We start from the raw sequence: 21,585 nt of genomic DNA on the forward strand, positions 1-21,585 counted from the left end.
GGAAGCTGGTCTATTGGACCGTCATCGCGCCGGTCTTTTCGTCAATCACCGTGCCATCGCGCAGCAGGGTGACCGTGCCGCGATAGCGCCCGGCGGGCCATGTTCCGGCGGCGGCGCGTTTGCCGATGGCACGAAACGACTGCGCCTGCGGTTTCTCCAGCACCACATCCCTTTCGATCACGGTGCCGCTTGGCCCCGCAAGGCTGAGGCGCAGCACGTCGTTCTTTTGCGTGCCATAGCTGTAGCCATAGAGGACCAAGGCAGGCGCATCCGTGGGCAGGGTGTCGTGATTGGCATCGCCCGCTTTGATTTCATCATAGCTGGGAATGCGGTCCGCAAAGCCGAGCGCGATCAGTCCGCCGGGGCGGTAGGGCGGGGTGTCTTGCCAGAGAGACTTAGCTGGTTCCCCGCAAGCGTTGCCTTCGGGGGCGAATGGATCAACCGGATTGCCATTGTGGCGCAGCGAAAGGTGAAGATGCGGGAAGGCGGCCTTGCCAGACTGGCCGACCAGGCCGAGGGCGTCGCCGACAGCGACCTCTTGCCCTTCCGTCACGCGCAGCGAGCCGCGTTTCAGGTGGCAATACTGTGTTTCCCACCCGCGGCCAAGGTCGATCACCACGCCGTTTCCGCATTCGCGACCTTGGACTTCCGAGAGTGGCGCGCCATCGGCCATGCCGTTTCGCAGCCCTTTGACCACGCCAGCCGCCGCTGCGCGAACGGTGACACCTGCCGCCATCGCCGCGTGGTGGGGTAGGGCGAAATCGGTGCCCTTGTGGCCGTCATAGGTCAGCCCCGAACAGCGGTAATCGTGCGCCGCGGCACTTGGGTCTTGGTCCATATATTGTTGGATGTGGCAATCCTGCCCGAGTGTGCAATCCAGTGGAAAGGCCAGTTGCACATCCTCCGCCGGCGCAGGGCCGGCGGAGGAGAGGATCAGGGCCAGCGCGGCCCGTGTGATCATTCCGCGGTGAGCAGCGGGGGCCGATCACCCGACAGGCGCTTGCTTTCTGTGCCCAAGACCTTGAGCGTCAGCGCGTCGTCCTTGACGCCGACCTTGACCACACCGCCTTTGGCCAGTTTGCCAAAGAGCAGTTCCTCGGCCAGCGGCTTTTTGATGTGCTCCTGGATCACGCGGCCCAAGGGGCGGGCGCCCATCTTGTCGTCGTAGCCTTTGTCGGCCAGCCATTCGGCCGCCTTTTTGCTGAGTTCGATGGTCACGTTGCGGTCCATCAATTGCGCTTCGAGTTGCAGCACGAACTTCTCGACCACCCGCAGGATCACCGATTTCGGCAGCGGCGCGAAGGAGATCACAGCGTCGAGGCGGTTGCGGAACTCCGGCGTGAAGGTCCGCTCGATCGCGGCGGTGTCTTCACCGGTGCGACGTTCGCGGCCAAAGCCCACAGCCTCTTTCGCCTGCTCGGAAGCCCCGGCGTTGGAGGTCATGATCAGCACCACATTGCGGAAATCCACCGTGCGGCCGTTGTGATCAGTCAGCTTGCCGTGGTCCATCACCTGCAACAGGATGTTGTAGACATCCGGATGCGCCTTCTCCATCTCGTCGAGCAGCAGTACACAGTGCGGATGCTGGTCGACGCCGTCGGTCAACATGCCACCCTGGTCAAAACCGACATAGCCCGGAGGCGCGCCGATCAGACGCGAGACGGCGTGTTTCTCCATATACTCCGACATGTCGAAACGCAGCAGTTCCACACCCAGCGTATCCGCCAGTTGCTTGGCCACCTCGGTTTTACCCACACCGGTTGGCCCGGCGAAGAGGTAGTTGCCGATGGGCTTGTCCGGCTCGCGCAGGCCCGCGCGGGACAGTTTGATGGCCGACGACAGCGCCACGATGGCGTCGTCCTGACCAAAGACCACCCGCTTGAGCGAGCTTTCCAGATCCTTCAGCACCACTACATCGTCCTTGGAGACGTTTTTCGGCGGGATGCGGGCGATCTTGGCCACAACGGCTTCGACCTCCTTGGTGCCGATGGTCTTGCGGCGCTTGGAGGCGGCCACGAGATGCTGTGCGGCACCCGCTTCGTCGATCACGTCGATCGCTGAGTCAGGTAGCTTGCGGTCGTTGATATAGCGGTGCGCCAGCTCGACCGAGGTCTTGATCGCGTCGGAGGTGTATTTGACGCTGTGATGCTCCTCGAAGTAGGGTTTTAGCCCTTTGAGGATTTTGGTGGCGTCTTCGACCGAAGGCTCGCTCACGTCGATCTTCTGGAACCGGCGGCTCAGCGCGCGGTCTTTCTCAAAGTGTTGGCGGAACTCCTTATAGGTGGTGGAGCCCATGGTGCGCAGCTTGCCGCCCTGAAGCGCGGGTTTCAGCAGGTTTGAGGCATCCATCGCGCCACCCGAGGTAGCACCGGCACCGATAACGGTGTGAATCTCGTCGATGAAGAGCACCGCGTCTTTATGCTCTTCCAGCTCGGTCACGACAGCTTTGAGCCGTTCCTCGAAATCACCGCGGTAGCGGGTGCCTGCGAGCAGTGCGCCCATGTCGAGCGAGTAGATCGTGGTATTGGCCAGAACCTCAGGCGTTTCACCAGCGACGATCTTGCGCGCCAGACCTTCGGCGATGGCGGTTTTGCCGACGCCCGGATCACCCACCAGAAGCGGGTTGTTCTTGCGGCGGCGGCAGAGCACTTGAATACAGCGCTCAACTTCGCTCTCGCGGCCGATCAGCGGGTCGATATCGCCCTCGCGGGATTTGGCATTAAGGTCCACGCAGTATTTTGCCAGCGCGGATTCCTTCTTGTCGCCATCAGTGACGCCTTGCGCCTCTTCTTCGGCTTCCGGTGCGCCTGTGACGGGGCGGGATTCACCATATGCCGGGTCTTTGGCGACGCCGTGGGCGATGAAGTTTACCGCGTCATAGCGGGTCATATCCTGTTCTTGCAGGAAGTAGGCGGCGTTGCTTTCACGTTCGGCGAAGATGGCGACCAGCACGTTCGCGCCCGTCACTTCGGTCCGGCCCGAGGATTGTACGTGGATCGCGGCGCGTTGGATCACGCGCTGGAAGGCCGCCGTGGGCACCGCTTCGGAACCGTCAATGTCGGTGATCAGATTGCTCAGATCATCGTCGACGAATTCGACCAGCGTTTCGCGCAGGTCAGAGACATCAACGGAACAGGCTTTCATGACCTGCACGGCGTCGGGTTCGTCGAGCAAGGCCAGCAGCAGATGTTCGAGCGTTGCGAATTCGTGGCGGCGGGCGTTTGCCAGCGCGAGGGCCGCGTGGATTGCCTGCTCAAGTGTAGTCGAGAATGAAGGCACGGGCGTGCTCCTTTTCGATCGGGGTCGGTGAGGTGCTGAGATATCTCAGGCCCCGGTCCGACCATGGCCTCATAGTATTAGAGTTTGGTTGATCATCGCCCATCTTCAAGAAGATTCTGGTCCGAATCGGTCACATTTGCCGTGAGCGAGGACTTTGGGCCATGATTGCAGGCATTCAGAACTGGTCTTTGCGCCTGCGGATTTCGGTGAACACTTCTGTGTCGGTGGCGTCTGGCATCCCCAATGTCGCGCGAATGGCCGGGTCGGCAGGGCGCAGGAAGGGATTGGTTTCTAGTTCCAGTGAAAGCGGTGAGGGGACGGTCGGCTGCCCCTTGGCGCGGGCGCTGTCGATGTCCTTGGCCCTTGATATAAGAGCGGGATTATCCGGATCAACGGTCAGGGCGAATTTTGCGTTCGTGGCGGTGTATTCGTGGCCGGAGCAGATCGTCGTATCGCCGGGCAGGGCGGCCAACTTTTGCAGACTGTCCCACATCTGCGCGGGCGTGCCTTCGAACAGACGGCCACAGCCAAGCGCCATGAGGCTGTCGGCGGTAAAGGCCGCTTTGGCATCCGGCACGTGAAAGGCGATATGGCCGACGGTGTGGCCGGAGACATCCAGCACCTCGGCCTTCAGCGCGCCAAGCTCAACGGTGTCGCCTTCTGCCACGTCGCGGTCTAGCGGGGGCAGGCGGTGAGCGTCGGCCTTGGCCCCAATCACCTCGGCGGGGAAGCGGGTCAGCACCTCGGCCAGCCCTTGGACGTGGTCGGGGTGGTGGTGGGTCAACCAGACTTGGCTCAACGTCCAGCCCCGGCGGTCCAGCTCTGCCATGATCGGGGCGGCTTCGGGCACGTCGATCAGCGCCACAGCGCCGCTGTCATGGTCGCGCAGCAGGAAAGCGTAATTGTCCGACAGACAGGGAATCGTGACCAGATCAAAGGCCATGGCGTCTTACCTCGCTGTGTTGTTATGGTCGGGTCAGAGTGACACTCACCAAGGCGGGCTGCAATGCATCTTGATGTACAGGATCTGCGCAATTTCTATTATCGCAGCGCGTTGGGGCGTGCCGCGCAGAAATCCCTGCGCGGGCGATTGTTGGAGCTTTGGCCCGAGGCGAAGGGGCAAACCGTCGTCGGCTTTGGCTTTGCAGCACCTCTGCTGCGGCCCTATCTGGCCGATGCTCGGCGCGTGATGGTCTTGATGCCCGGGCCGCAAGGCGTGATGCCTTGGCCTGCGGGGATGCCCAATACCTCGGTCCTGACCGAAGAAACGCTCTGGCCGGTCGAGACGGGGGCGGTGGACAAGCTGGTGCTGATGCATGGGCTTGAGACCTCGGAGCGGCCCAGTGAACTGCTGGACGAATGCTGGCGCGTGCTGGGGCCGGGGGGCAAGGCGCTGTTCATCGTGCCGAACCGCGCGGGCATGTGGGCGCGGCGGGATCGCACGCCATTCGGCTATGGGCGGCCCTATTCGCCGGGGCAGTTGGAAACGCAGCTGCGCAAACATCAGTTCCTGCCCGAAAGGCACCTTGGTGCGCTGTTCCAATTCCCCTCGCAGCAGCGAATCTGGATGAAATCTGCGCCCTTGTTTGAGAAAATCGGTCGCCAGATGCCGACGATGATGGGCGGCGGTGCGATCTTGGTGGAGGCCACGAAACTGGTCTATCCACCGCGAGGTCGCCCGCAGCGCAGCACCGCAAGGCGCGCCATCGGGGTGCTGGAGGGGATCGCTGAGCCACAGGCCAAACCGGTTTAAGTCCCCCATCGCCATGTAGGCTTAGGGCCTACGGTGAGGGGCGGAGGATTCGCCTGCCCGCACGCTCGTGGTGACAAAGCCAGCATTTAACTGCGTCAAAGAGCCGCGACAGGCCGCTGGCCTTGCAATATTGCAGCACGGGGGAACATTACCTGCCTATACTGTGTTGCCGGGCGTGAACCTGTCTGCTACATCGCCCCTGATTTAGACGTCTTGGGTAACTTCAAGCCGCGCCAACTGCTGGTGACGCGACATCTTCGCATATCCGGCGCTTATTGAACGAGAGGATGGACGTGTCCGAACCTGCTTCCATTTCCACCGGCATCGCGGAACGCTACGCGACAGCCGTGTATGATCTGGCCCGCGAGGCCAATCAGGTCGATGCCATCGAGGGCGATCTTACCGCGCTTGAAGCGGCCTTGACCGACAGCGATGACTTTCAGCGCCTGATCTCTTCGCCGCTCTATACCCGCGATCAGCAGGCCGGGGCGATCAAAGTGCTGGCCGACAAGATGGGCCTGACCAAGACCATGGCGAACACGCTGGCGCTGATGGCGCAAAAGCGTCGTCTGTTTGTGCTGCCCGCGCTGGTCAAAGCGCTGCGCGAGACGATTGCCGAAGCCAAGGGCGAGATCACCGCAGACGTTACATCGGCCAAGGCACTGACCAAGACGCAGTCGGACAAGCTGACCAAGTCGCTCAATGCCTCCACCGGCAAAAAAGTATCACTTCATGCGACCGTTGATGAAAGCCTCATCGGCGGTCTTGTCGTCAAAGTGGGCTCGAAGATGATCGATACCTCGATCCGCTCCAAGCTCAATTCCCTCCAGAATGTAATGAAAGAGGTCGGATAAATGGGTATCCAAGCAGCAGAGATTTCTGCGATCCTGAAGGACCAGATCAAGGATTTCGGTCAGGAAACCGAAGTGGCCGAAGTGGGTCGCGTTCTCTCCGTCGGTGACGGTATCGCCCGCGTCTATGGTCTGGACAATGTTCAGGCCGGTGAAATGGTCGAATTCCCCGGTGGCATTCAGGGCATGGCCCTGAACCTCGAAGCGGACAACGTCGGTGTTGTTATCTTCGGTTCCGACCGTGACATCAAAGAAGGCGACACCGTAAAGCGCACCAACTCCATCGTGGACGTGCCAATCGGTGACGAACTGCTGGGCCGCGTTGTTGACGGCCTTGGTAACCCCATCGACGGCAAAGGCCCCATTGGCGCCACCAAGCGCGGCATCGCCGACGTCAAAGCGCCGGGCATCATCCCGCGTAAATCGGTGCATGAGCCGATGGCAACTGGCCTTAAGTCCGTTGACGCGATGATCCCAATTGGCCGTGGCCAGCGTGAGCTGATCATCGGTGACCGTCAGACCGGTAAAACCGCTGTCGCCCTCGACGCGATGCTGAACCAAGCGCAGGTTAACGCCGCTGCTGGCGACGACGAAGGCAAGAAGATGTACTGCGTGTATGTCGCCATCGGCCAGAAGCGTTCGACTGTTGCTCAGCTAGTGAAAAAGCTCGAAGAAACCGGCGCGATTGACTACTCCATCGTTGTGGCCGCGACCGCGTCCGAGCCTGCGCCGATGCAGTTCCTCGCGCCCTATGCCGCCACCGCGATGGCCGAGCATTTCCGCGACAATGGCCGTCACGCCCTGATCATCTATGATGACCTCTCGAAGCAGGCCGTGTCCTACCGTCAGATGTCCCTGCTGCTGCGCCGCCCACCGGGCCGCGAAGCCTACCCGGGCGACGTTTTCTACCTCCACTCCCGTCTGCTTGAGCGTTCCGCGAAGCTGGGTGACGAAGCTGGCAACGGCTCGCTGACGGCTCTGCCGATCATTGAAACCCAAGGCGGTGACGTTTCCGCGTTTATTCCGACCAACGTGATCTCGATCACCGACGGTCAGATCTTCCTTGAGACCGAATTGTTCTACCAAGGCATCCGTCCTGCTGTGAACACCGGTCTGTCGGTTTCGCGCGTTGGCTCCTCGGCTCAGACCAAGGCGATGTCTTCGGTCGCGGGTCCGGTGAAACTGTCGCTGGCTCAGTACCGCGAAATGGCCGCCTTTGCTCAGTTCGGCTCCGACCTTGATGCCGCAACTCAGCAGCTGCTGAACCGTGGTGCGCGTCTGACCGAACTGATGAAGCAGCCGCAGTACGCGCCGCTGACCAACTCGGAAATCGTCTGCGTGATCTACGCCGGTACACACGGCTATCTCGACAAGGTGGACTTGAACGACGTTGGCCGCTTCGAAGCGGGCCTGCTGGCGCATCTGCGCAGCAAGCATGACGACCTTCTCAAGGACATCACCAACAATGACCGTAAGGTCAAAGGCGAGTTGGAAGAGAAGATCAAAGCCGCCATTGACGGTTTCGCCGCCGACTTCGCTTAAACGGGAGATAAGGCAATGCCAAATCTCAAGGACCTGAAGAACAGGATCGCGTCGGTCAAATCGACCCGCAAGATCACCAAGGCCATGCAAATGGTTGCCGCGGCGAAACTTCGCCGCGCGCAGGAGGCTGCCGAGGCTTCGCGTCCCTATACTGAGCGGTTCAATGCCGTGATGGCAGGGCTCGCGGCCAGTGTCGGCGGCTCCGACAGCGCGCCCAAGCTGCTCAGCGGCACGGGTGAAGACAAAGTGCATCTGCTGGTGGTCATGACCGCCGAACGCGGGCTGTGCGGCGGCTTCAACAGCAACATCGCGAAGAAGGCGAAAGCCCATGCGCGTGACTTGCTGGCCCAGGGCAAAGAGGTGAAAATCCTCACCGTTGGCAAAAAAGGCCGTGATGCGCTGCGGCGTGACTTGGGCGACCATCTGGTCGGTCACGTTGACCTCAGCGAAGTCAAAAAGATCGGCTATGGTGATGCGCAAAACATCGCGCAGGACGTGCTGAACCGCTTTGACGCGGGCGAATTTGACGTGGCGACGATCTTCTATGCGAAGTTCGTGAACGTGGTCATGCAGACGCCGACGGCGCAGCAGATCATCCCGGCCAAATTCGAAGCAGACGCGGACGAAGACAGCGGTGCGTCCACATTGTTCGACTATGAACCCAGCGAAGAGGCGGTTTTGGCCGATCTTCTGCCGCGCGGGGTCGCCACGGCGATCTTCTCGGCTCTGCTGGAGAATGGCGCGTCCGAGCAGGGTGCGCGGATGTCGGCGATGGACAACGCAACACGCAACGCGGGTGAGATGATCGACAAACTGACCATCCAGTACAACCGCTCGCGTCAGGCTGTCATCACCAACGAGCTGATCGAAATCATTTCCGGCGCGGAAGCGCTGTAAGCAAATCGGAGAAACGACATGGCAAATGCTGTCGGTAAAATCACACAGGTCATCGGCGCTGTCGTTGACGTTCAATTCGAAGGCGACCTGCCGGAGATTCTCAACGCGCTCCACACCCAGAACCAGGGCAAAACGCTGGTTCTCGAAGTGGCGCAGCACCTTGGCGAAAACACAGTTCGTGCCATCGCCATGGACGCGACCGAAGGTCTCGTTCGCGGTCAGGCCGTAAGCGACACGGGCGACCAGATCCGCGTGCCCGTGGGCAACGCCACACTGGGCCGCATCATGAACGTCACCGGCGACGCGGTTGACGAACAGGGTCCGGTAAACTCTGACGCGACACGCGCCATTCACGGCGAAGCGCCTGAGTTCGCTGAGCAGTCCACCGAGACACAAATCCTCGTGACAGGCATCAAGGTCATCGACCTTCTGGCGCCTTACACCAAGGGTGGTAAAATTGGTCTCTTCGGCGGTGCTGGCGTGGGCAAGACGGTTCTCATCATGGAACTGATCAACAACATCGCCAAAGTGCACTCCGGTCTGTCGGTGTTCGCGGGCGTCGGTGAGCGTACCCGTGAGGGCAACGACCTTTACCACGAGATGATCGAATCCGGCGTTATCGTCCCTGACAACCTCGTCGATTCGAAAATTGCGCTGGTCTACGGCCAGATGAACGAACCTCCCGGCGCGCGGATGCGGATCGCCCTGACCGGCCTGACACTGGCCGAGCAGTTCCGCGACGAATCCGGTTCCGACGTTCTGTTCTTCGTCGACAACATCTTCCGCTTCACACAGGCCGGTTCCGAAGTGTCCGCTTTGCTGGGCCGTATCCCTTCCGCTGTGGGCTACCAGCCGACACTGGCGACCGACATGGGCGTGATGCAGGAGCGGATTGCTTCGACCAAATCCGGTTCGATTACTTCCGTTCAGGCCGTTTACGTTCCTGCGGATGACCTTACCGACCCGGCGCCTGCGACCTCCTTTGCGCACCTCGACGCGACAACGGTTCTTGACCGTTCGATCTCGGAAAAGGGCATCTACCCGGCGGTTGATCCGCTTGGCTCCACCTCGCGTTTGCTCGACCCGCTGATCATCGGCGACGAGCACTACAAGGTGGCGACAGACGTGCAGCAGGTGCTTCAGCGCTACAAATCGCTTCAGGACATCATTGCCATTCTCGGCATGGACGAACTGAGCGAAGAAGACAAACTGACCGTGGCACGCGCCCGTAAAATCGAGCGTTTCCTCAGCCAGCCCTTCGACGTGGCGAAAGTCTTCACAGGCTCCGACGGTGTTCAGGTGCCGCTGGAAGAAACAATCGCGTCCTTCAAGGCCGTGGTTGCCGGTGAATACGATCACCTGCCCGAAGGTGCCTTCTACATGGTTGGTGGCATCGATGACGTGAAGGCGAAAGCCGAAAAAATGGCGGCAGACGCCGCTTAAGGAGCGCTGACAATGGCAGACACAATGCAATTCGACCTCGTTTCGCCGGAACGGCGGCTGGCATCGATGCAGGTGACGGCCGTGCAGATTCCGGGCACTGAGGGTGACATGACGGCCATGGCCGATCATGCGCCCACCATCACCACCCTGCGTCCGGGTCTTCTGCGCGTGGAAGGGCCGGAGGGCACGTCTGAATATGTCGTGACCGGCGGTTTCGCCGAAATCGGCGGTCAGGGCGGCGTGTCTGTGCTGGCGGAACGTGCCGTGTCGCGTGCCGACATGACGCAGGAGCAGATGGACAGCATGGTGGCAGAGGCGCATGCCGTCTACACCCGCGCCAAGGACGACTGGGAAAACGAACCCGGTCCCGTGGATGACGCAGCCAAGCTTCTGGCCGATATGGTTGCCGTTGGCGATCACATCGGATTGTCGAGCAAACAGCCCAGCCTGTAATGCTTTGAAAATCAGTGAAAAGCCCCGCCTCGGCGGGGCTTTTTGCTTTTATGCTTCCCCCTGCTGCGGCATCATCGAGCGGTGACCCTAAACGCAAGCAGGCCCGAGATATGAAACGACTTCGCAGCCATACCATCGGCGTAGCCAGTGGCGATGTCATGCTGTTTTCTGAGTTCGAAGACGGCGGATCGATGTGGACGGGCGAGGGCCAGCGCGAACGCCGCCGCCGGATCAGCTTTTCAGAACCCTTCCGGGAGCCGCCGCATGTTCAGGTGAACATGTCGCTTTGGGACATCGACGCCAGCACCGTCACCCGCGCCGATATCGGCGCCGAGGCGGTGACCGAGACCGGCTTTGACATGGTGTTTCGCACATGGGGCGACACCCGCGTCGCACGGGCGCGTTTGGCATGGACAGCGATTGGCGCGGTTGGGGAGGATGACGACTGGGTCGTCGGCTAGGTACATCGCTCGGTGAGAGAGAGCAGCCCAGCAGGGGGAGGGCGGCCCGCGGGGGCCAGCCCTAGATCACAGCCTGCGGCTTAGTTTGCCGCGTACATCCCGTCATAGATCGGGCCCAGCGTTTCCGCCTCGAACAGAGAAGAGACCGAGGTGCCGTTCCAGATGTTCAGGATCGCTTGGGCAAACATCGGCGCGGTCGGGACGATGCGGATGTTCGGCGCTTTCTTGATCGCAGGGGTCGGCGCGATGCTGTCGGTGATAACCAGTGATTTCATGACCGAGTTCTCGACCCGCTCAACCGCAGGGCCGGACATGACGCCGTGGGTGATGTAGGAGTGTACTTCCTTCGCCCCATTCTCCAGCAAGACTTCGGCGGCTTTGCACAGCGTGCCAGCCGTGTCGCAGATGTCGTCTACGATCAGGCAGGTCTTGCCTTTCACGTCGCCGATTACAGTCATTTCAGCCACTTCGCCCGCCTTCTCGCGGCGTTTGTCGACGATTGACAGGGGCGAGTTGATACGCTTGGCCAGCTCGCGCGCACGGGCCACGCCGCCAACGTCGGGGCTGACGACCATCAGATCGTCCATCTGGTCCTTAAAGGCGTCCTTGATGTCGAGCGCGAAGATCGGCGAGGCGTAGAGGTTGTCGACCGGGATGTCGAAGAAGCCCTGAATCTGTGCCGCGTGCAGGTCCATCGTCAGGATCCGCTCAATGCCGCTGCCGGTCAGCATATTGGCAACCATCTTGGCGGTGATCGGGGTCCGGGCCTTGGTGCGGCGGTCCTGACGGGCGTAGCCGAAGTAGGGCAGCACCGCAGTGACCCGCGCCGCCGAGGACCGGCGCAGCGCGTCGGCCATGATCATCAGTTCCATCAGGTTGTCGTTCGCGGGGTTCGACGTGGGCTGGATGATGAACATATCCTCGCCACGCACGTTCTCGTAGACTTCGACAAAAATCTCGCCGTCATTGAACCGTTCGACTCGCGCATCGACGAGCCCCACGTTAACGCCGCGGTGCAGCGACATGCGCCGCGCGATGGCCTTGGCAAGCGGCATATTGGCATTGCCTGAGATCAGTTTTGGTTCTGAAGTGCGTGGCATAGGGGCTCCGGGGCAGCGGTAGGTTGCAGATTCGTGACGTTGACACCGCTTAGCATGCGCTTACGGTCGGGCAAAGCTGCACCGCCCCCGAAGGAGAGCCAAATGGCCCGGATCGACTATTTTTTCGCGACCCTGTCACCCTATTGCTACCTCGCCGGGAATCGGCTTGAGGAGATCGCCGAAAAGCACGGTGCTGAGATCGTGTACAAGCCGTTCGACATTATCGCGGCCTTCCCGCGCACCGGCGGCATGCCCCCGGCAGAGCGTCACCCCAGCCGCAATGAGTACCGCGCGCAAGACCTGCCGCGTCAGGCGCGCAAGCTGGGTCTGCCCTTCAATCTCAAGCCCGCGCATTGGCCCACCAACGGCGCACCTGCGGCCTATGCGGTGATCGCCGCGCAGAATGCAGGGGGCGGTGATCTGGGCAAATTGACCCATGCCATCACCCGCGCTGTCTGGGCCGAAGAAAAGGACATCGGCCATGACGATGTGGTCCGGGCCTGTTTGGAAGAGGCCGGTTTTGACCCCGATCTGGCGAACAGCGGGCTGCTGCAGGGGGCCGAGACCTATGCCGCGAACCTTGAGGAAGCCGTCGCTCAAGGTGTCTTCGGCGCGCCATTCTATATCGTCGGTGATCAGAAGTTCTGGGGACAGGACCGTTTGGAAGACCTTGATCTGCATCTCGGGGGTAAGCTGTGATCCCAGAGGTCAACGCGCGCCGTTTCGGTCACGGCCCGCGCCCGGCCTTGGCAATCCATTGCTCGCTTGCGCATTCCGGCGCGTGGCGGGGCGTTGGGGCTGCCCTATCGGACGAGTTGACCCTGCGCGCCTTCGATCTGCCGATGCACGGCCGGTCCGGCGATTGGGACGGGCAGGGCAATATCCACGACGTGGCGACCGACATGGCGCTCAGCCTGCTCGAAGCGCCGATGGATCTGATTGGCCATTCCTTTGGTGCGACGGTGGCGATGCGTTTGGCGATCGAGCACCCCGATTTGGTGCGCAGCATTACCCTGATTGAGCCGGTCTATTTCGCCGCTGCCAAGCAGGACGATCCCGAGGCGATGGCCGAATACAACGACCAGAACGCGGCATTTGAGGCCGCCTTGGCAGAGGGCGACAAGGAGACCGCCGCACGGCTGTTCAACCGGGTTTGGGGCGATGGGACGAAATGGGACCAAATTCCCGAACCGACCCGCGCCTATATGGTGGATCGGATCGGTTTCATCCCCGCCTCTTCGCCCTTCCTTGGAGAGGACAGCGCCGGGTTGCTGGCGCCGGGCATGTTCGACCGCGCGTCAATGCCCGCGCTGCTGGTAGAGGGAGGCGCATCGCCCAAGGCGGCGCATGCGATCAATGCGTCGCTGATGCGCCGCCTCCCGAACGCGCGGCGGATTTCAGTCGACGGGGCAGGGCATATGGTGCCGATCACGCACCCCGCAGAAGTCGCCGAAGCGATACGCGATTTCCTGAACGACGTGCCGCTGGCGTGACTGCTTAGAAGTGGCTTAGGAACTGGTCGATCTGGTCGCGGCTGATCGACCAGTCGCAGACCATCCGCGCGGCCAGCATCTCATCATCGTCGCCGTCCAGCGTGCCATCCCAGAGGTAATAGCGCGCGCCTGCGTCATGCAGCTTGCGGTGAATGGCGCGGGGGAAACGGGTAAAGATCATATTTGCCGCAGGCTCATGTAGAAATTCCGCCCCCGCCTTGCGCAGCCCTTGGGCCAGATGCGCCGCATTTGCGTTGGCCGTCTTGGCCGTTTCCAGCCAAGCACCATCCGCAAGGTAGCCTGCCATTTGCGCCGACAGAAAGCGGTGTTTGGAAAATAGATGCGCACCGCGCTTGCGGCGCAACTCGAATTCCCATGCTTTTTTGGGAACAAAAAAGACCACCGCCTCGACCCCCATGCAGCCGTTCTTGGTGCCGCCGAAGCTGACCACATCAACGCCCGACTTCCACGTCATCTCAGCCGGGGTGCAGCCCAGAGCCACCAGCGCATTGGCAAAACGCGCGCCGTCCATATGCACGGGCAGGCCGTATTCCTTGGCCACCGCTGTCAGCGCCTGCAATTCTTCAAGGCTATGCACCCCGCCGCGTTCCGTCACCTGCGTGATCGACACCGGGCCGCGTTGCGGCGTGTGCACATCGCCCGCCGTCCGCGCGACGATGGCGCGGCGCAGGGCCTCGGGGGTCATCTTGTCGTCGGTCTCTACCAGCGTCAGCTTGGCCGCCCCCGCGTAGAACTCCGGCGCGTTGCACTCATCCTCTTCGATATGCGCGACCTTGGAGCAGAAGATCGTCTGCCACGGCTGGGTATAGCAGGCCAGCGCCAGCGCATTGGCCGCGGTGCCGGTGGCGACGAGGTAAACCTCGGCCTCAGGTGCCTCAAACTGTTCGCGAATCTGCGTGCGCACCTCATCCATGATCGGGTCTTTGCCGTAGGGCATGGCGTAGTCGCTGTTGGCCGCGATCACGCGCTCCATCACCTTGGGGTGGACGGGGCCGGCGTTGTCAGAGGCGAAAAACATCAGGTGGGCTCCTCGATAATATGGTCTTCCCATTCCTCGAACGGGGTATCAAATTCGGACACGGTATCAAATTGCACGCTGACCCCGGCGTCATGGACGCTGTCCGGCGTGCCGGTCAGCAGGGGGTGCCATTCGGGCAGGGGCTTGCCCTCCCACAGCAGGCGGTAAGCGCAGGTCTGGGGCATCCAATAGGCGTGGGTATCGAGGTTGTCGGGGCGCAGCACGATGCAGTCGGGCACGAACTCGTGCCGGTTTTCGTAATGCACGCAGCGGCAGGTGCTATCATCAAGCAGGCGGCAGGCGACACGGGTGAGGGCCACTTCGCCGCTGTCTTCGTCTTCTAGCTTGTTCAGGCAGCATTTGCCGCAGCCATCGCAGAGCGCTTCCCACTCGGTCTGCGACATCTCTTTGAGCGGCTTCTTCTCCCAGAACTTCGGGGTCAGGCCCTTGCGGGGGATCGGATCGCTCATAGCGCCGCCAGAATGGTTCGGGCGCGGTCGCAGTCGGCTCCCATCTGGGTGATCAGCGCGTCGAGACTGTCAAACTTTTCTTCGCCGCGCAGGTGTTCGACCAGCCCGACGGACAGCGGCGCGCCGTAGAGATCACCTTTGAAGTCCAAGATATAGGTTTCAAGGTTGGCTTTGTTCTCACCGAACATGGGCCGCACGCCAATGCTGGCCGCCCCGTGATAGCTGCCCTTATGCGGCCCCGCCAGCACATCCACCAGCACGGCATAGACACCAAAGGCAGGCGGGTGCAGCCCGTCAATCGACATATTCGCCGTGGGAAAGCCCAATTCACGCCCGCGCTGCTCGCCCGAGATCACGGGCCCGTCGATGCGGTGCCAATGACCCAGCATTGCCGCCGCTTCGCGGGTTTCACCACGGGTCAGCGCTTCGCGGATCGCGGTTGAGGACACGGTGAGGTCATCGCGCTCCATCAGCGGGGCGATGGTGACACCAAAACCAAATTGCGCGCCGAAACGGACGAGATCTTCCGCCGTGCCCGCGCGGCCCTTACCAAAGCAGAAGTCTGCGCCCACAACCACATGCGCCAGCCCCAGCCCGTCGTGGAGCACGTCGCGGGCGAATGCCTCAGGGCTGAGGCTGGCCAGTGTGCTGTTGAATGCCAGCTCATAGAGCCGCTTAACGCCGATCTTTTCCAGCCGATGCGCGCGGGATTCGGGGCCCATCAGGCGGAAGGGCGGGGCATCGGGGGCAAAATACTCGCGGGGATGCGGCTCGAAGGTGACGACGCCAAGGGGCGCATCGGGAGCGGCACTCTGCGCCAGTTCGATCACCGACCGGTGGCCAAGGTGCACGCCATCAAAATTGCCAATCGCGGCGGTGGCACCGCGATCTGCAAGGTCGACGAATTGATAATCTCGGATGATCCGCATGTGCCTTGCCTAGCTGCGCGGCGGGGCAAGGGCAAGATGCTCAGGCTGCGAAACCGTCCCCTCAGTCCAGCTTGGCCGAGGAGGCAAGCACCGTGGCCTCACCGGCGAGCACCGGTTTGCCATCGACCGAACAGCGGCAGTCCATTTTCACGCGACGTTTGGCAATGTCCATGTCGGTCACGGTGACTTCGGCCAGCACCATATCGCCGGGGCGCACGGGGCCGAGGAACTTGAGCGATTGCCCGAGGTAGATTGTGCCGTGCCCGGGCAGCTGCTCACCAATCACCGCCGAGATCAGCCCGGCGGTCAGCATCCCATGGGCAATGCGCCCTTCAAAGATCGTGTCGCGGGCGTAATCGTCATCCAGATGCACCGGGTTATGGTCGGTAGAGACCTGCGCGAACATTTCGATATCCGTATCGGTCACGACTTTACGCAGATGGCGAGTCATCCCGATTTCGATGTCTTCGATGCAGATCGTCCCGCGTGGCATATTGTCCAACATGACGGCTCCTTGGCAATAAAGTGGCGCGCTCGCGCGTCAAGATGCAACTTTATTACTTTGCAGATGCAGAAAATCAAGCCCCTTTCTGAGTTAGCGCAGGAATCCGATGGCATAGGTCGGGGCCGAGGCTTCGCGATCGAGATAGGCGCGGAGCTTGTCTTCGTCGGGTTGCTCGGTGGTGGCAGTTTCCGCGGCGGCCAGTCCCCCGGTGATGAACAGCGAATCGATGCCTTCGTCCATCGCGCCTTTGACGTCCGTCAGGATGCCGTCACCGATGGCGAGGATGCGATTGTCGAGGATGTCGACCTCAAGGGCGGCAAGGCGACGGCGGGCGAGATCGTAGATCGGGCCATGCGGCTTGCCGAAATAGAGGCTTTCGCCGCCCATCTCGGTATAGAGCGCGGCCAGTGCCCCGGCGCACCATTCGCGCACCTCGCCCCGATCCACGACGATATCGGGGTTGGCGCAGAGCAGTTTCAGCCCGCGGGCGATGGCCTGTTCGAACTCGGGGCGCATGATCTCGGGGTCGGCCATCGGGTCGACCGGGCCGGTGCAGACGATGCCTTCGGCTTCGGCTAGCGGGACGGTTTCCACTTGTACCGGGTTTTCGAGGATCGCCAGCGGCTCGAAAAACTTGCGCTCACCGGGGTGGCCAATGAACCAGACCTTCTCGCCCACAGCACCCCGGAACATGGCAGAGCGCGCGGAATCGCCCGAGGTGGCGATGCTGTCCCATGCGTCTTCCGGCACGCCAAACTGCTGCAACTGTTTCTCCACGCCCGTGCGCGGACGGGGGGAGTTGGTCACCAGCACGACCTTGCCGCCGGTCTTGCGATAGGCCTGCAAGGCCGCCACCGCATCGGGCAGCGCTTTGCGCCCGTCATGAACGCAGCCCCAAAGATCGACAAAGAGCGCGTCGTATTGATCGGAAACTTGCGGCAGGGCAGAGATAATGCGGGTCATGGGGCGGCCTTTCAAAGAGCGAGGGCGGGCACTTGGCCCGCCCGATTGGCTTACATCTTGAGGTTGGGGATGATCTGCTTTTTGCGGCTCATCACGCCGGGCAGCACGACCGTGTCGCCCGAAACCTCAGCGCCAAAGCTCTGCTCGGCGATATGTTTGACCATGTCGTTGGGCACCAGCAGCGTCGCCTCTTCTTTCAGGATGTCGACGATGAACAAGAGCACCTGCGCGGCACCGTCGGCTTCGGCCACCTTCGGCATCTCAGCCATCAGCGCGTCCTTGCGCTCCAACAGCGGCGCGGGGGAGGTGGTTTCCAGCACGCTCACGCGCAGGTTGGTGCCATCGAGGTCGAATGCCTTGCTGTCCATGCGCAGCAGTTCCGCCTCGCTGAAGGACGACACGTCGGATTTCGCGGCGAACATTTCCGCCGCGTAGTCGCTGATGTCGACGCCCAAGTCCCGCGCGATCTCTTCGGCAATGGCGCGGTCTTCTTGGGTGGTGGTCGGGCTGCGGAATTCCAGCGTGTCCGACAGGATGCAGGACAGGGCCGCGGCTTTCACGCCACGCGGGGCCTGCGCCCAGTCTTTGCCGATCATCTTGAACATGATGGTTGCGGTGCAGGCAAGCGGCTGGATGTTGATCTCAATCGGGCCGCGTGTTTCCAGCCCGGCCACCAGACGGTGGTGGTCGATGATGCCGGTGATGTCGGCGTCATTGATGTTGTCGGGCAGTTCGGCAGGGTTGTTGGTGTCGACGATGACAACCTTGGTGTCGGCCTCAAGCGCGGTCAGGATTTCCGGCTTATCGAGATCCCATTTGTCGAGCATGAACAATGCTTCGGTGTTCGGCTCGCCCAGCAGGACGGGTTTGGCGGGGATGCCTTTGATCTCATTGAGATACCAAGCCCAGACGATCGGGCTGCCGGTGCTGTCGGTGTCGGGGGATTTGTGGCCAAAAACAAGCGTTGTCATGGGGTGGTCCTGTCTGTTCGGGTGGATTTGCGGGCCTTATAGCAGGTTCAATTGGCTTGTCACCTGCGCCTGCTGCAATGCGGCATTGCGCGCCGGGGGCTAAAGCCCCAGTTCCGCGCGCTTCTTTTTAGAGAGCGCGGTGACGATCATGTCGTAGGAGGCGCGGATGTGGTCGCGCAGACTGTCATCGCTCAGCCCCGATGCGGCGTAATGCTGTATCCACTTGAGTCCGCGCGAAGCCAGATAGGGCGCGGGCCGCAAGCCGGGGCTGTCGGAGAGCACCTCAAACCCCAGTTCAGTCACCTTGAAAGTAAAGGCGGGCGCATCCTCGGCCCAACCGCAGATGGCAAAGACCTTGCCGCCCACCTTCCAGACATCCGCATTGCCCCATTGCACGACATGGGTTGTTCGGGGCAGGGCGGCGCAGAAGGCGTTGAATTCGTCGCGGGTCATCGCGTCAGTCTAGGGCCGCGCAGCCCCTTTGCATAGCGCCGCGCGATGGGGCAAGTTGCGCGCCATGAGCAACCCGCGTGAAACCGATCTTTACCCGCCGATCAAGGCTTTCCTTGAGGATCAGGGCTATGTGGTGAAGGCCGAAGTCGGCGCGGCAGATGTGGTGGCGCTGCGCGGGGCCGAGCCGCCGGTGGTGGTGGAGCTGAAGCTCGGCTTTTCGCTGGCGCTGTTCCATCAATGTCTGGCGCGGCTGAAGGTGACGGATGATGTCTACCTCGCTGTTGCGCGCCAACCGGGCAAACGCTTTGCTAAGGCGGTGAAGGACAACGTCATGCTGGCGCGGCGGCTGGGGTTGGGGCTGATTACCGTGCGGCTGTCGGATGGGTTGGTCGAGGTGCATTGCGATCCCGGCCCTTATGCGCCGCGCAAGAATGCCAAACGGGCGGCGATGCTTTTGCGCGAATTCGCCCGGCGGCAGGGGGATCCGAATGACGGCGGCCAGACCCGCGCGGGGCTGGTGACCGCCTACCGACAGGATGCGTTGAAAATCGCGGTCTATCTGTTCGAAGCAGGCGCAAGCAAAGGCGCGCATGTGGCCCGCGCAACCGGTGTCTCGGCGGCAACCCGCATGATGCGGGATGACCACTACGGTTGGTTTGAAAAGGTCGACAAAGGCATATACGGACTAACGCCAACGGGGGCCGAAGCGGTGGCCATGGCGGGCCGTGTTTTGGGTGCTGATTAACAGTTCCCGGCCCCGCAAAATTTTTCGAAGCCGTTGTTGACAGAACGCAGACTGCTGCTTAGCTATGCATCGTTATCACTCACAAGGGTTGAGTGCTAACGGCTGCACCCCTCGCCCGGAGGGGGTGGCTTGGAAGAGTAACTTTGAGCCTTAAGGAGCTGCAAAGATGGCATTGAAACCGCTTCATGACCGTGTGCTGGTAAAGCGTACCGAAAGCGAAGAAAAAACCGCCGGCGGGTTGATCATTCCTGATTCCGCCAAAGAAAAGCCTTCCGAGGGTGAAGTTGTCGCCGTGGGCACCGGCGCACGGAAAGACAACGGCGAGCTGATCGAAATGGCCGTCGCACCCGGCGACAAAATCCTGTTCGGCAAGTGGTCCGGCACAGAGGTCACCGTCGACGGCGAAGAAATGCTGATGATGAAAGAAAGCGACATCATGGGGATCATCGCGTAAGCCACCCGGCTTGCCGACCCTTTGAAGACGCTCACATCAATCCAAGATTTTAGGAGAAGACAACATGGCTGCTAAGGACGTCAAATTTGACACCGATGCCCGCAACCGGATGCTCAAGGGTGTAAACATCCTTGCCGATGCGGTGAAAGTCACACTCGGCCCCAAAGGCCGGAACGTGGTTCTGGACAAATCCTTCGGCGCACCGCGCATCACCAAAGACGGTGTATCCGTGGCGAAGGAAATCGAACTGGAAGACAAGTTCGAAAACATGGGCGCACAGATGGTCAAGGAAGTTGCTTCCCGGACCAACGACGAAGCAGGCGACGGTACCACCACCGCGACTGTTCTGGCCCAGGCCATCGTCAAAGAAGGCATGAAATCGGTTGCCGCTGGCATGAACCCGATGGACCTGAAGCGCGGTATCGATCTGGCCACTGCCAAGGTCGTTGAAGCGATCAAAGCCGCGGCCCGTGACGTGTCCGACAGCGACGAGGTCGCGCAGGTCGGCACCATCTCCGCCAACGGCGAAAAAGAGATCGGCCGTCAAATCGCAGACGCGATGCAGAAAGTCGGCAACGAGGGTGTCATCACCGTCGAAGAGAACAAAGGCCTGGAAACAGAGACCGATGTCGTCGAAGGCATGCAGTTCGACCGCGGCTACCTGAGCCCCTATTTCGTCACCAACTCCGACAAAATGACTGTCGAGCTGGAAGACGCGATCATCCTGCTGCACGAGAAGAAACTGTCGAGCCTTCAGCCGATGGTTCCGCTGCTTGAGCAAGTGATCCAGTCCCAGAAGCCGCTTTTGATCATCGCCGAAGACGTTGAGGGCGAAGCCCTGGCGACACTCGTCGTGAACAAACTGCGCGGCGGTCTGAAGATTGCTGCTGTGAAGGCACCGGGCTTCGGTGACCGTCGCAAAGCGATGCTGCAAGACCTCGCGGTTCTGACCGGTGGTCAGGTGATCTCCGAAGACCTCGGCATGAAGCTTGAGTCCGTGACCATGGACATGCTGGGTTCTGCCAAGAAAGTCGCGATCACCAAAGACGAGACCACTGTTGTTGACGGCGCTGGCGAGAAGGCCGAGATCGAAGCACGTGTTGCTCAGATCCGTAACCAGATCGAAGAAACCACTTCCGACTACGACCGTGAGAAGCTGCAAGAGCGCGTTGCCAAACTGGCAGGCGGTGTTGCCGTTATCCGCGTCGGCGGCATGACCGAAGTCGAAGTGAAAGAGCGCAAAGACCGCGTTGACGACGCCCTGAACGCGACACGTGCCGCTGTTCAAGAAGGCATCGTTGTTGGCGGTGGTGTTGCTCTGGTTCAGGCGGGCAAAAAGCTCGAAGGCCTGACCGGCGACAACAACGACCAGAACGTCGGTATCTCCATCGTGCGCAAGGCACTGGAAGCACCGCTGCGTCAGATCGCTGAGAACGCTGGCGTCGACGGTTCCGTCGTGGCGGGCAAGATCCGCGAAAGCGACGACCTGAAGTTCGGCTTCAACGCGCAGACCGAAGAATATGGCGACATGTTCAAGTTCGGCGTCATCGATCCGGCCAAAGTTGTTCGTACTGCTCTGCAGGACGCGGCCTCGATCGCTGGTCTGTTGATCACCACCGAAGCCATGGTCGCTGACCGTCCGCAAAAAGACGGCGCACCCGCCGGTGGCGGCATGCCCGACATGGGCGGCATGGGCGGCATGATGTAAGCCAGACCTATTGGCTAAAGTTCAGGAGGCGTGCCAGCAATGGCGCGCCTCTTTTCGTTAAAAGTGGGGGCTATCC

The 21,585-nt window shown here is 61.3% G+C and carries 23 protein-coding genes; 12 read left to right on the top strand and 11 right to left on the bottom strand.

The window, feature by feature from the left end:
• Positions 1-10 precede the first annotated feature (10 nt).
• From J3456_RS00800 to gloB, 3 genes are all read right to left on the bottom strand, one after another.
• Complete coding sequence (locus tag J3456_RS00800) at positions 11-961, bottom strand: M23 family metallopeptidase (RefSeq protein WP_349578490.1); 951 nt, start codon at positions 959-961, stop codon at positions 11-13.
• Complete coding sequence (gene clpA, locus J3456_RS00805; RefSeq protein WP_349578491.1) at positions 958-3,279, bottom strand: ATP-dependent Clp protease ATP-binding subunit ClpA; 2,322 nt, start codon at positions 3,277-3,279, stop codon at positions 958-960. Before clpA ends, J3456_RS00800 begins: the two co-directional genes overlap by 4 nt.
• 175 nt (positions 3,280-3,454) lie before the next feature.
• Positions 3,455-4,222 (bottom strand): hydroxyacylglutathione hydrolase, encoded by a 768-nt coding sequence (gloB, locus tag J3456_RS00810; RefSeq protein WP_349578492.1) that lies wholly within the window; start codon positions 4,220-4,222, stop codon positions 3,455-3,457.
• A gap of 63 nt (positions 4,223-4,285) precedes the next feature.
• Here gloB and J3456_RS00815 point away from each other — a divergent pair, with 63 nt between their 5' ends.
• The 7 genes from J3456_RS00815 (at position 4,286) to J3456_RS00845 (ending at position 10,679) form a co-directional block, all read left to right on the top strand.
• Positions 4,286-5,032 carry a methyltransferase domain-containing protein gene (locus J3456_RS00815; RefSeq protein WP_259984325.1) on the top strand — a complete coding sequence of 249 codons (747 nt, stop codon included), beginning with the start codon at positions 4,286-4,288 and terminating at the stop codon, positions 5,030-5,032.
• 293 nt (positions 5,033-5,325) lie between these two features.
• Positions 5,326-5,886 (top strand): F0F1 ATP synthase subunit delta, encoded by a 561-nt coding sequence (locus tag J3456_RS00820; RefSeq protein WP_349578493.1) that lies wholly within the window; start codon positions 5,326-5,328, stop codon positions 5,884-5,886.
• Complete coding sequence (atpA, locus tag J3456_RS00825) at positions 5,887-7,425, top strand: F0F1 ATP synthase subunit alpha (protein WP_349578494.1); 1,539 nt, start codon at positions 5,887-5,889, stop codon at positions 7,423-7,425.
• Between the two features lie 15 nt (positions 7,426-7,440).
• Entirely contained in the window at positions 7,441-8,322 is an 882-nt protein-coding gene (locus J3456_RS00830; RefSeq protein WP_349578495.1) for a F0F1 ATP synthase subunit gamma, read from the top strand.
• A gap of 18 nt (positions 8,323-8,340) precedes the next feature.
• Positions 8,341-9,765 carry a F0F1 ATP synthase subunit beta gene (gene atpD / locus J3456_RS00835; protein ID WP_349578496.1) on the top strand — a complete coding sequence of 475 codons (1,425 nt, stop codon included), beginning with the start codon at positions 8,341-8,343 and terminating at the stop codon, positions 9,763-9,765.
• Between the two features lie 12 nt (positions 9,766-9,777).
• A complete protein-coding gene (locus tag J3456_RS00840) occupies positions 9,778-10,218 on the top strand; it encodes a F0F1 ATP synthase subunit epsilon (RefSeq protein WP_349578497.1) in 441 nt (146 codons plus the stop codon).
• A 110-nt stretch (positions 10,219-10,328) separates the two neighbouring features.
• On the top strand, positions 10,329-10,679 hold the full coding sequence (locus J3456_RS00845; protein WP_349578498.1) for an H-type lectin domain-containing protein: 351 nt from the start codon (positions 10,329-10,331) through the stop codon (positions 10,677-10,679).
• An 80-nt stretch (positions 10,680-10,759) separates the two neighbouring features.
• On the opposite strand, the gene J3456_RS00850 is transcribed toward J3456_RS00845, so the two are convergent.
• Complete coding sequence (locus J3456_RS00850) at positions 10,760-11,779, bottom strand: ribose-phosphate pyrophosphokinase (protein WP_067629570.1); 1,020 nt, start codon at positions 11,777-11,779, stop codon at positions 10,760-10,762.
• Positions 11,780-11,881: 102 nt separating this feature from the next.
• Between J3456_RS00850 and J3456_RS00855 the strand changes: the two genes are divergently transcribed.
• The gene (locus tag J3456_RS00855) at positions 11,882-12,478 is read left to right on the top strand and encodes a 2-hydroxychromene-2-carboxylate isomerase (RefSeq protein WP_349578499.1); all 597 of its coding nucleotides are present in this window, start codon (positions 11,882-11,884) and stop codon (positions 12,476-12,478) included.
• On the top strand, positions 12,475-13,272 hold the full coding sequence (locus J3456_RS00860; RefSeq protein WP_349578500.1) for an alpha/beta fold hydrolase: 798 nt from the start codon (positions 12,475-12,477) through the stop codon (positions 13,270-13,272). The genes J3456_RS00855 and J3456_RS00860 overlap by 4 nt, the downstream gene beginning before the upstream one ends.
• A 4-nt stretch (positions 13,273-13,276) precedes the next feature.
• Here J3456_RS00860 and J3456_RS00865 read toward each other — a convergent pair whose 3' ends face one another.
• The 7 genes from J3456_RS00865 to J3456_RS00895 all read right to left on the bottom strand — a co-directional run bounded on the left by J3456_RS00865 (position 13,277) and on the right by J3456_RS00895 (position 18,602).
• Positions 13,277-14,311, bottom strand: coding sequence for a threonine aldolase family protein (locus J3456_RS00865; protein ID WP_349578501.1), 1,035 nt, complete (start codon positions 14,309-14,311; stop codon positions 13,277-13,279).
• Positions 14,311-14,781: a YcgN family cysteine cluster protein gene (locus J3456_RS00870; protein WP_120351725.1), complete on the bottom strand. Its 471-nt coding sequence runs from the start codon at positions 14,779-14,781 to the stop codon at positions 14,311-14,313. The genes J3456_RS00865 and J3456_RS00870 overlap by 1 nt, the downstream gene beginning before the upstream one ends.
• A complete protein-coding gene (locus tag J3456_RS00875) occupies positions 14,778-15,710 on the bottom strand; it encodes a bifunctional riboflavin kinase/FAD synthetase (RefSeq protein WP_349578502.1) in 933 nt (310 codons plus the stop codon). The genes J3456_RS00870 and J3456_RS00875 overlap by 4 nt, the downstream gene beginning before the upstream one ends.
• Before the next feature lie 61 nt (positions 15,711-15,771).
• Positions 15,772-16,215, bottom strand: coding sequence for a MaoC family dehydratase (locus tag J3456_RS00880; protein ID WP_349578503.1), 444 nt, complete (start codon positions 16,213-16,215; stop codon positions 15,772-15,774).
• Positions 16,216-16,305: 90 nt separating this feature from the next.
• Complete coding sequence (locus tag J3456_RS00885) at positions 16,306-17,178, bottom strand: TIGR01459 family HAD-type hydrolase (protein ID WP_349578504.1); 873 nt, start codon at positions 17,176-17,178, stop codon at positions 16,306-16,308.
• 50 nt (positions 17,179-17,228) lie between these two features.
• The gene (locus J3456_RS00890) at positions 17,229-18,149 is read right to left on the bottom strand and encodes a manganese-dependent inorganic pyrophosphatase (RefSeq protein ID WP_349578505.1); all 921 of its coding nucleotides are present in this window, start codon (positions 18,147-18,149) and stop codon (positions 17,229-17,231) included.
• Between the two features lie 99 nt (positions 18,150-18,248).
• Complete coding sequence (locus tag J3456_RS00895) at positions 18,249-18,602, bottom strand: MmcQ/YjbR family DNA-binding protein (RefSeq protein ID WP_349578506.1); 354 nt, start codon at positions 18,600-18,602, stop codon at positions 18,249-18,251.
• A 64-nt stretch (positions 18,603-18,666) separates the two neighbouring features.
• Here J3456_RS00895 and J3456_RS00900 point away from each other — a divergent pair, with 64 nt between their 5' ends.
• From J3456_RS00900 to groL, 3 genes are all read left to right on the top strand, one after another.
• Positions 18,667-19,347 (top strand): DUF2161 domain-containing phosphodiesterase, encoded by a 681-nt coding sequence (locus J3456_RS00900; RefSeq protein WP_349578507.1) that lies wholly within the window; start codon positions 18,667-18,669, stop codon positions 19,345-19,347.
• A 166-nt stretch (positions 19,348-19,513) separates the two neighbouring features.
• Positions 19,514-19,801, top strand: a complete 288-nt coding sequence (gene groES / locus J3456_RS00905) for a co-chaperone GroES (RefSeq protein WP_067267338.1) — start codon at positions 19,514-19,516, stop codon at positions 19,799-19,801.
• A 64-nt stretch (positions 19,802-19,865) separates the two neighbouring features.
• Positions 19,866-21,509, top strand: a complete 1,644-nt coding sequence (gene groL / locus J3456_RS00910) for a chaperonin GroEL (protein ID WP_349578508.1) — start codon at positions 19,866-19,868, stop codon at positions 21,507-21,509.
• The last annotated feature ends 76 nt before the right edge of the window (positions 21,510-21,585 follow it).

The sequence above is a fragment of the Sulfitobacter sp. NFXS29 genome (assembly GCF_040148765.1).
In the GTDB taxonomy this organism is placed as follows: domain Bacteria; phylum Pseudomonadota; class Alphaproteobacteria; order Rhodobacterales; family Rhodobacteraceae; genus Sulfitobacter.

Bases quoted from the DNA above. Each gene is read 5' to 3' on its own strand.
- J3456_RS00800 (WP_349578490.1), bottom strand. From the start codon at position 961: ATGATCACACGGGCCGCGCTGGCCCTGATCCTCTCCTCCGCCGGCCCT.
- gloB (WP_349578492.1), bottom strand. From the start codon at position 4,222: ATGGCCTTTGATCTGGTCACGATTCCCTGTCTGTCGGACAATTACGCT.
- J3456_RS00815 (WP_259984325.1), top strand. From the start codon at position 4,286: ATGCATCTTGATGTACAGGATCTGCGCAATTTCTATTATCGCAGCGCG.
- atpA (WP_349578494.1), top strand. From the start codon at position 5,887: ATGGGTATCCAAGCAGCAGAGATTTCTGCGATCCTGAAGGACCAGATC.
- J3456_RS00830 (WP_349578495.1), top strand. From the start codon at position 7,441: ATGCCAAATCTCAAGGACCTGAAGAACAGGATCGCGTCGGTCAAATCG.
- atpD (WP_349578496.1), top strand. From the start codon at position 8,341: ATGGCAAATGCTGTCGGTAAAATCACACAGGTCATCGGCGCTGTCGTT.
- J3456_RS00840 (WP_349578497.1), top strand. From the start codon at position 9,778: ATGGCAGACACAATGCAATTCGACCTCGTTTCGCCGGAACGGCGGCTG.
- J3456_RS00845 (WP_349578498.1), top strand. From the start codon at position 10,329: ATGAAACGACTTCGCAGCCATACCATCGGCGTAGCCAGTGGCGATGTC.
- J3456_RS00850 (WP_067629570.1), bottom strand. From the start codon at position 11,779: ATGCCACGCACTTCAGAACCAAAACTGATCTCAGGCAATGCCAATATG.
- J3456_RS00855 (WP_349578499.1), top strand. From the start codon at position 11,882: ATGGCCCGGATCGACTATTTTTTCGCGACCCTGTCACCCTATTGCTAC.
- J3456_RS00865 (WP_349578501.1), bottom strand. From the start codon at position 14,311: ATGTTTTTCGCCTCTGACAACGCCGGCCCCGTCCACCCCAAGGTGATG.
- J3456_RS00870 (WP_120351725.1), bottom strand. From the start codon at position 14,781: ATGAGCGATCCGATCCCCCGCAAGGGCCTGACCCCGAAGTTCTGGGAG.
- J3456_RS00875 (WP_349578502.1), bottom strand. From the start codon at position 15,710: ATGCGGATCATCCGAGATTATCAATTCGTCGACCTTGCAGATCGCGGT.
- J3456_RS00880 (WP_349578503.1), bottom strand. From the start codon at position 16,215: ATGTTGGACAATATGCCACGCGGGACGATCTGCATCGAAGACATCGAA.
- J3456_RS00885 (WP_349578504.1), bottom strand. From the start codon at position 17,178: ATGACCCGCATTATCTCTGCCCTGCCGCAAGTTTCCGATCAATACGAC.
- J3456_RS00890 (WP_349578505.1), bottom strand. From the start codon at position 18,149: ATGACAACGCTTGTTTTTGGCCACAAATCCCCCGACACCGACAGCACC.
- J3456_RS00895 (WP_349578506.1), bottom strand. From the start codon at position 18,602: ATGACCCGCGACGAATTCAACGCCTTCTGCGCCGCCCTGCCCCGAACA.
- J3456_RS00900 (WP_349578507.1), top strand. From the start codon at position 18,667: ATGAGCAACCCGCGTGAAACCGATCTTTACCCGCCGATCAAGGCTTTC.
- groES (WP_067267338.1), top strand. From the start codon at position 19,514: ATGGCATTGAAACCGCTTCATGACCGTGTGCTGGTAAAGCGTACCGAA.
- groL (WP_349578508.1), top strand. From the start codon at position 19,866: ATGGCTGCTAAGGACGTCAAATTTGACACCGATGCCCGCAACCGGATG.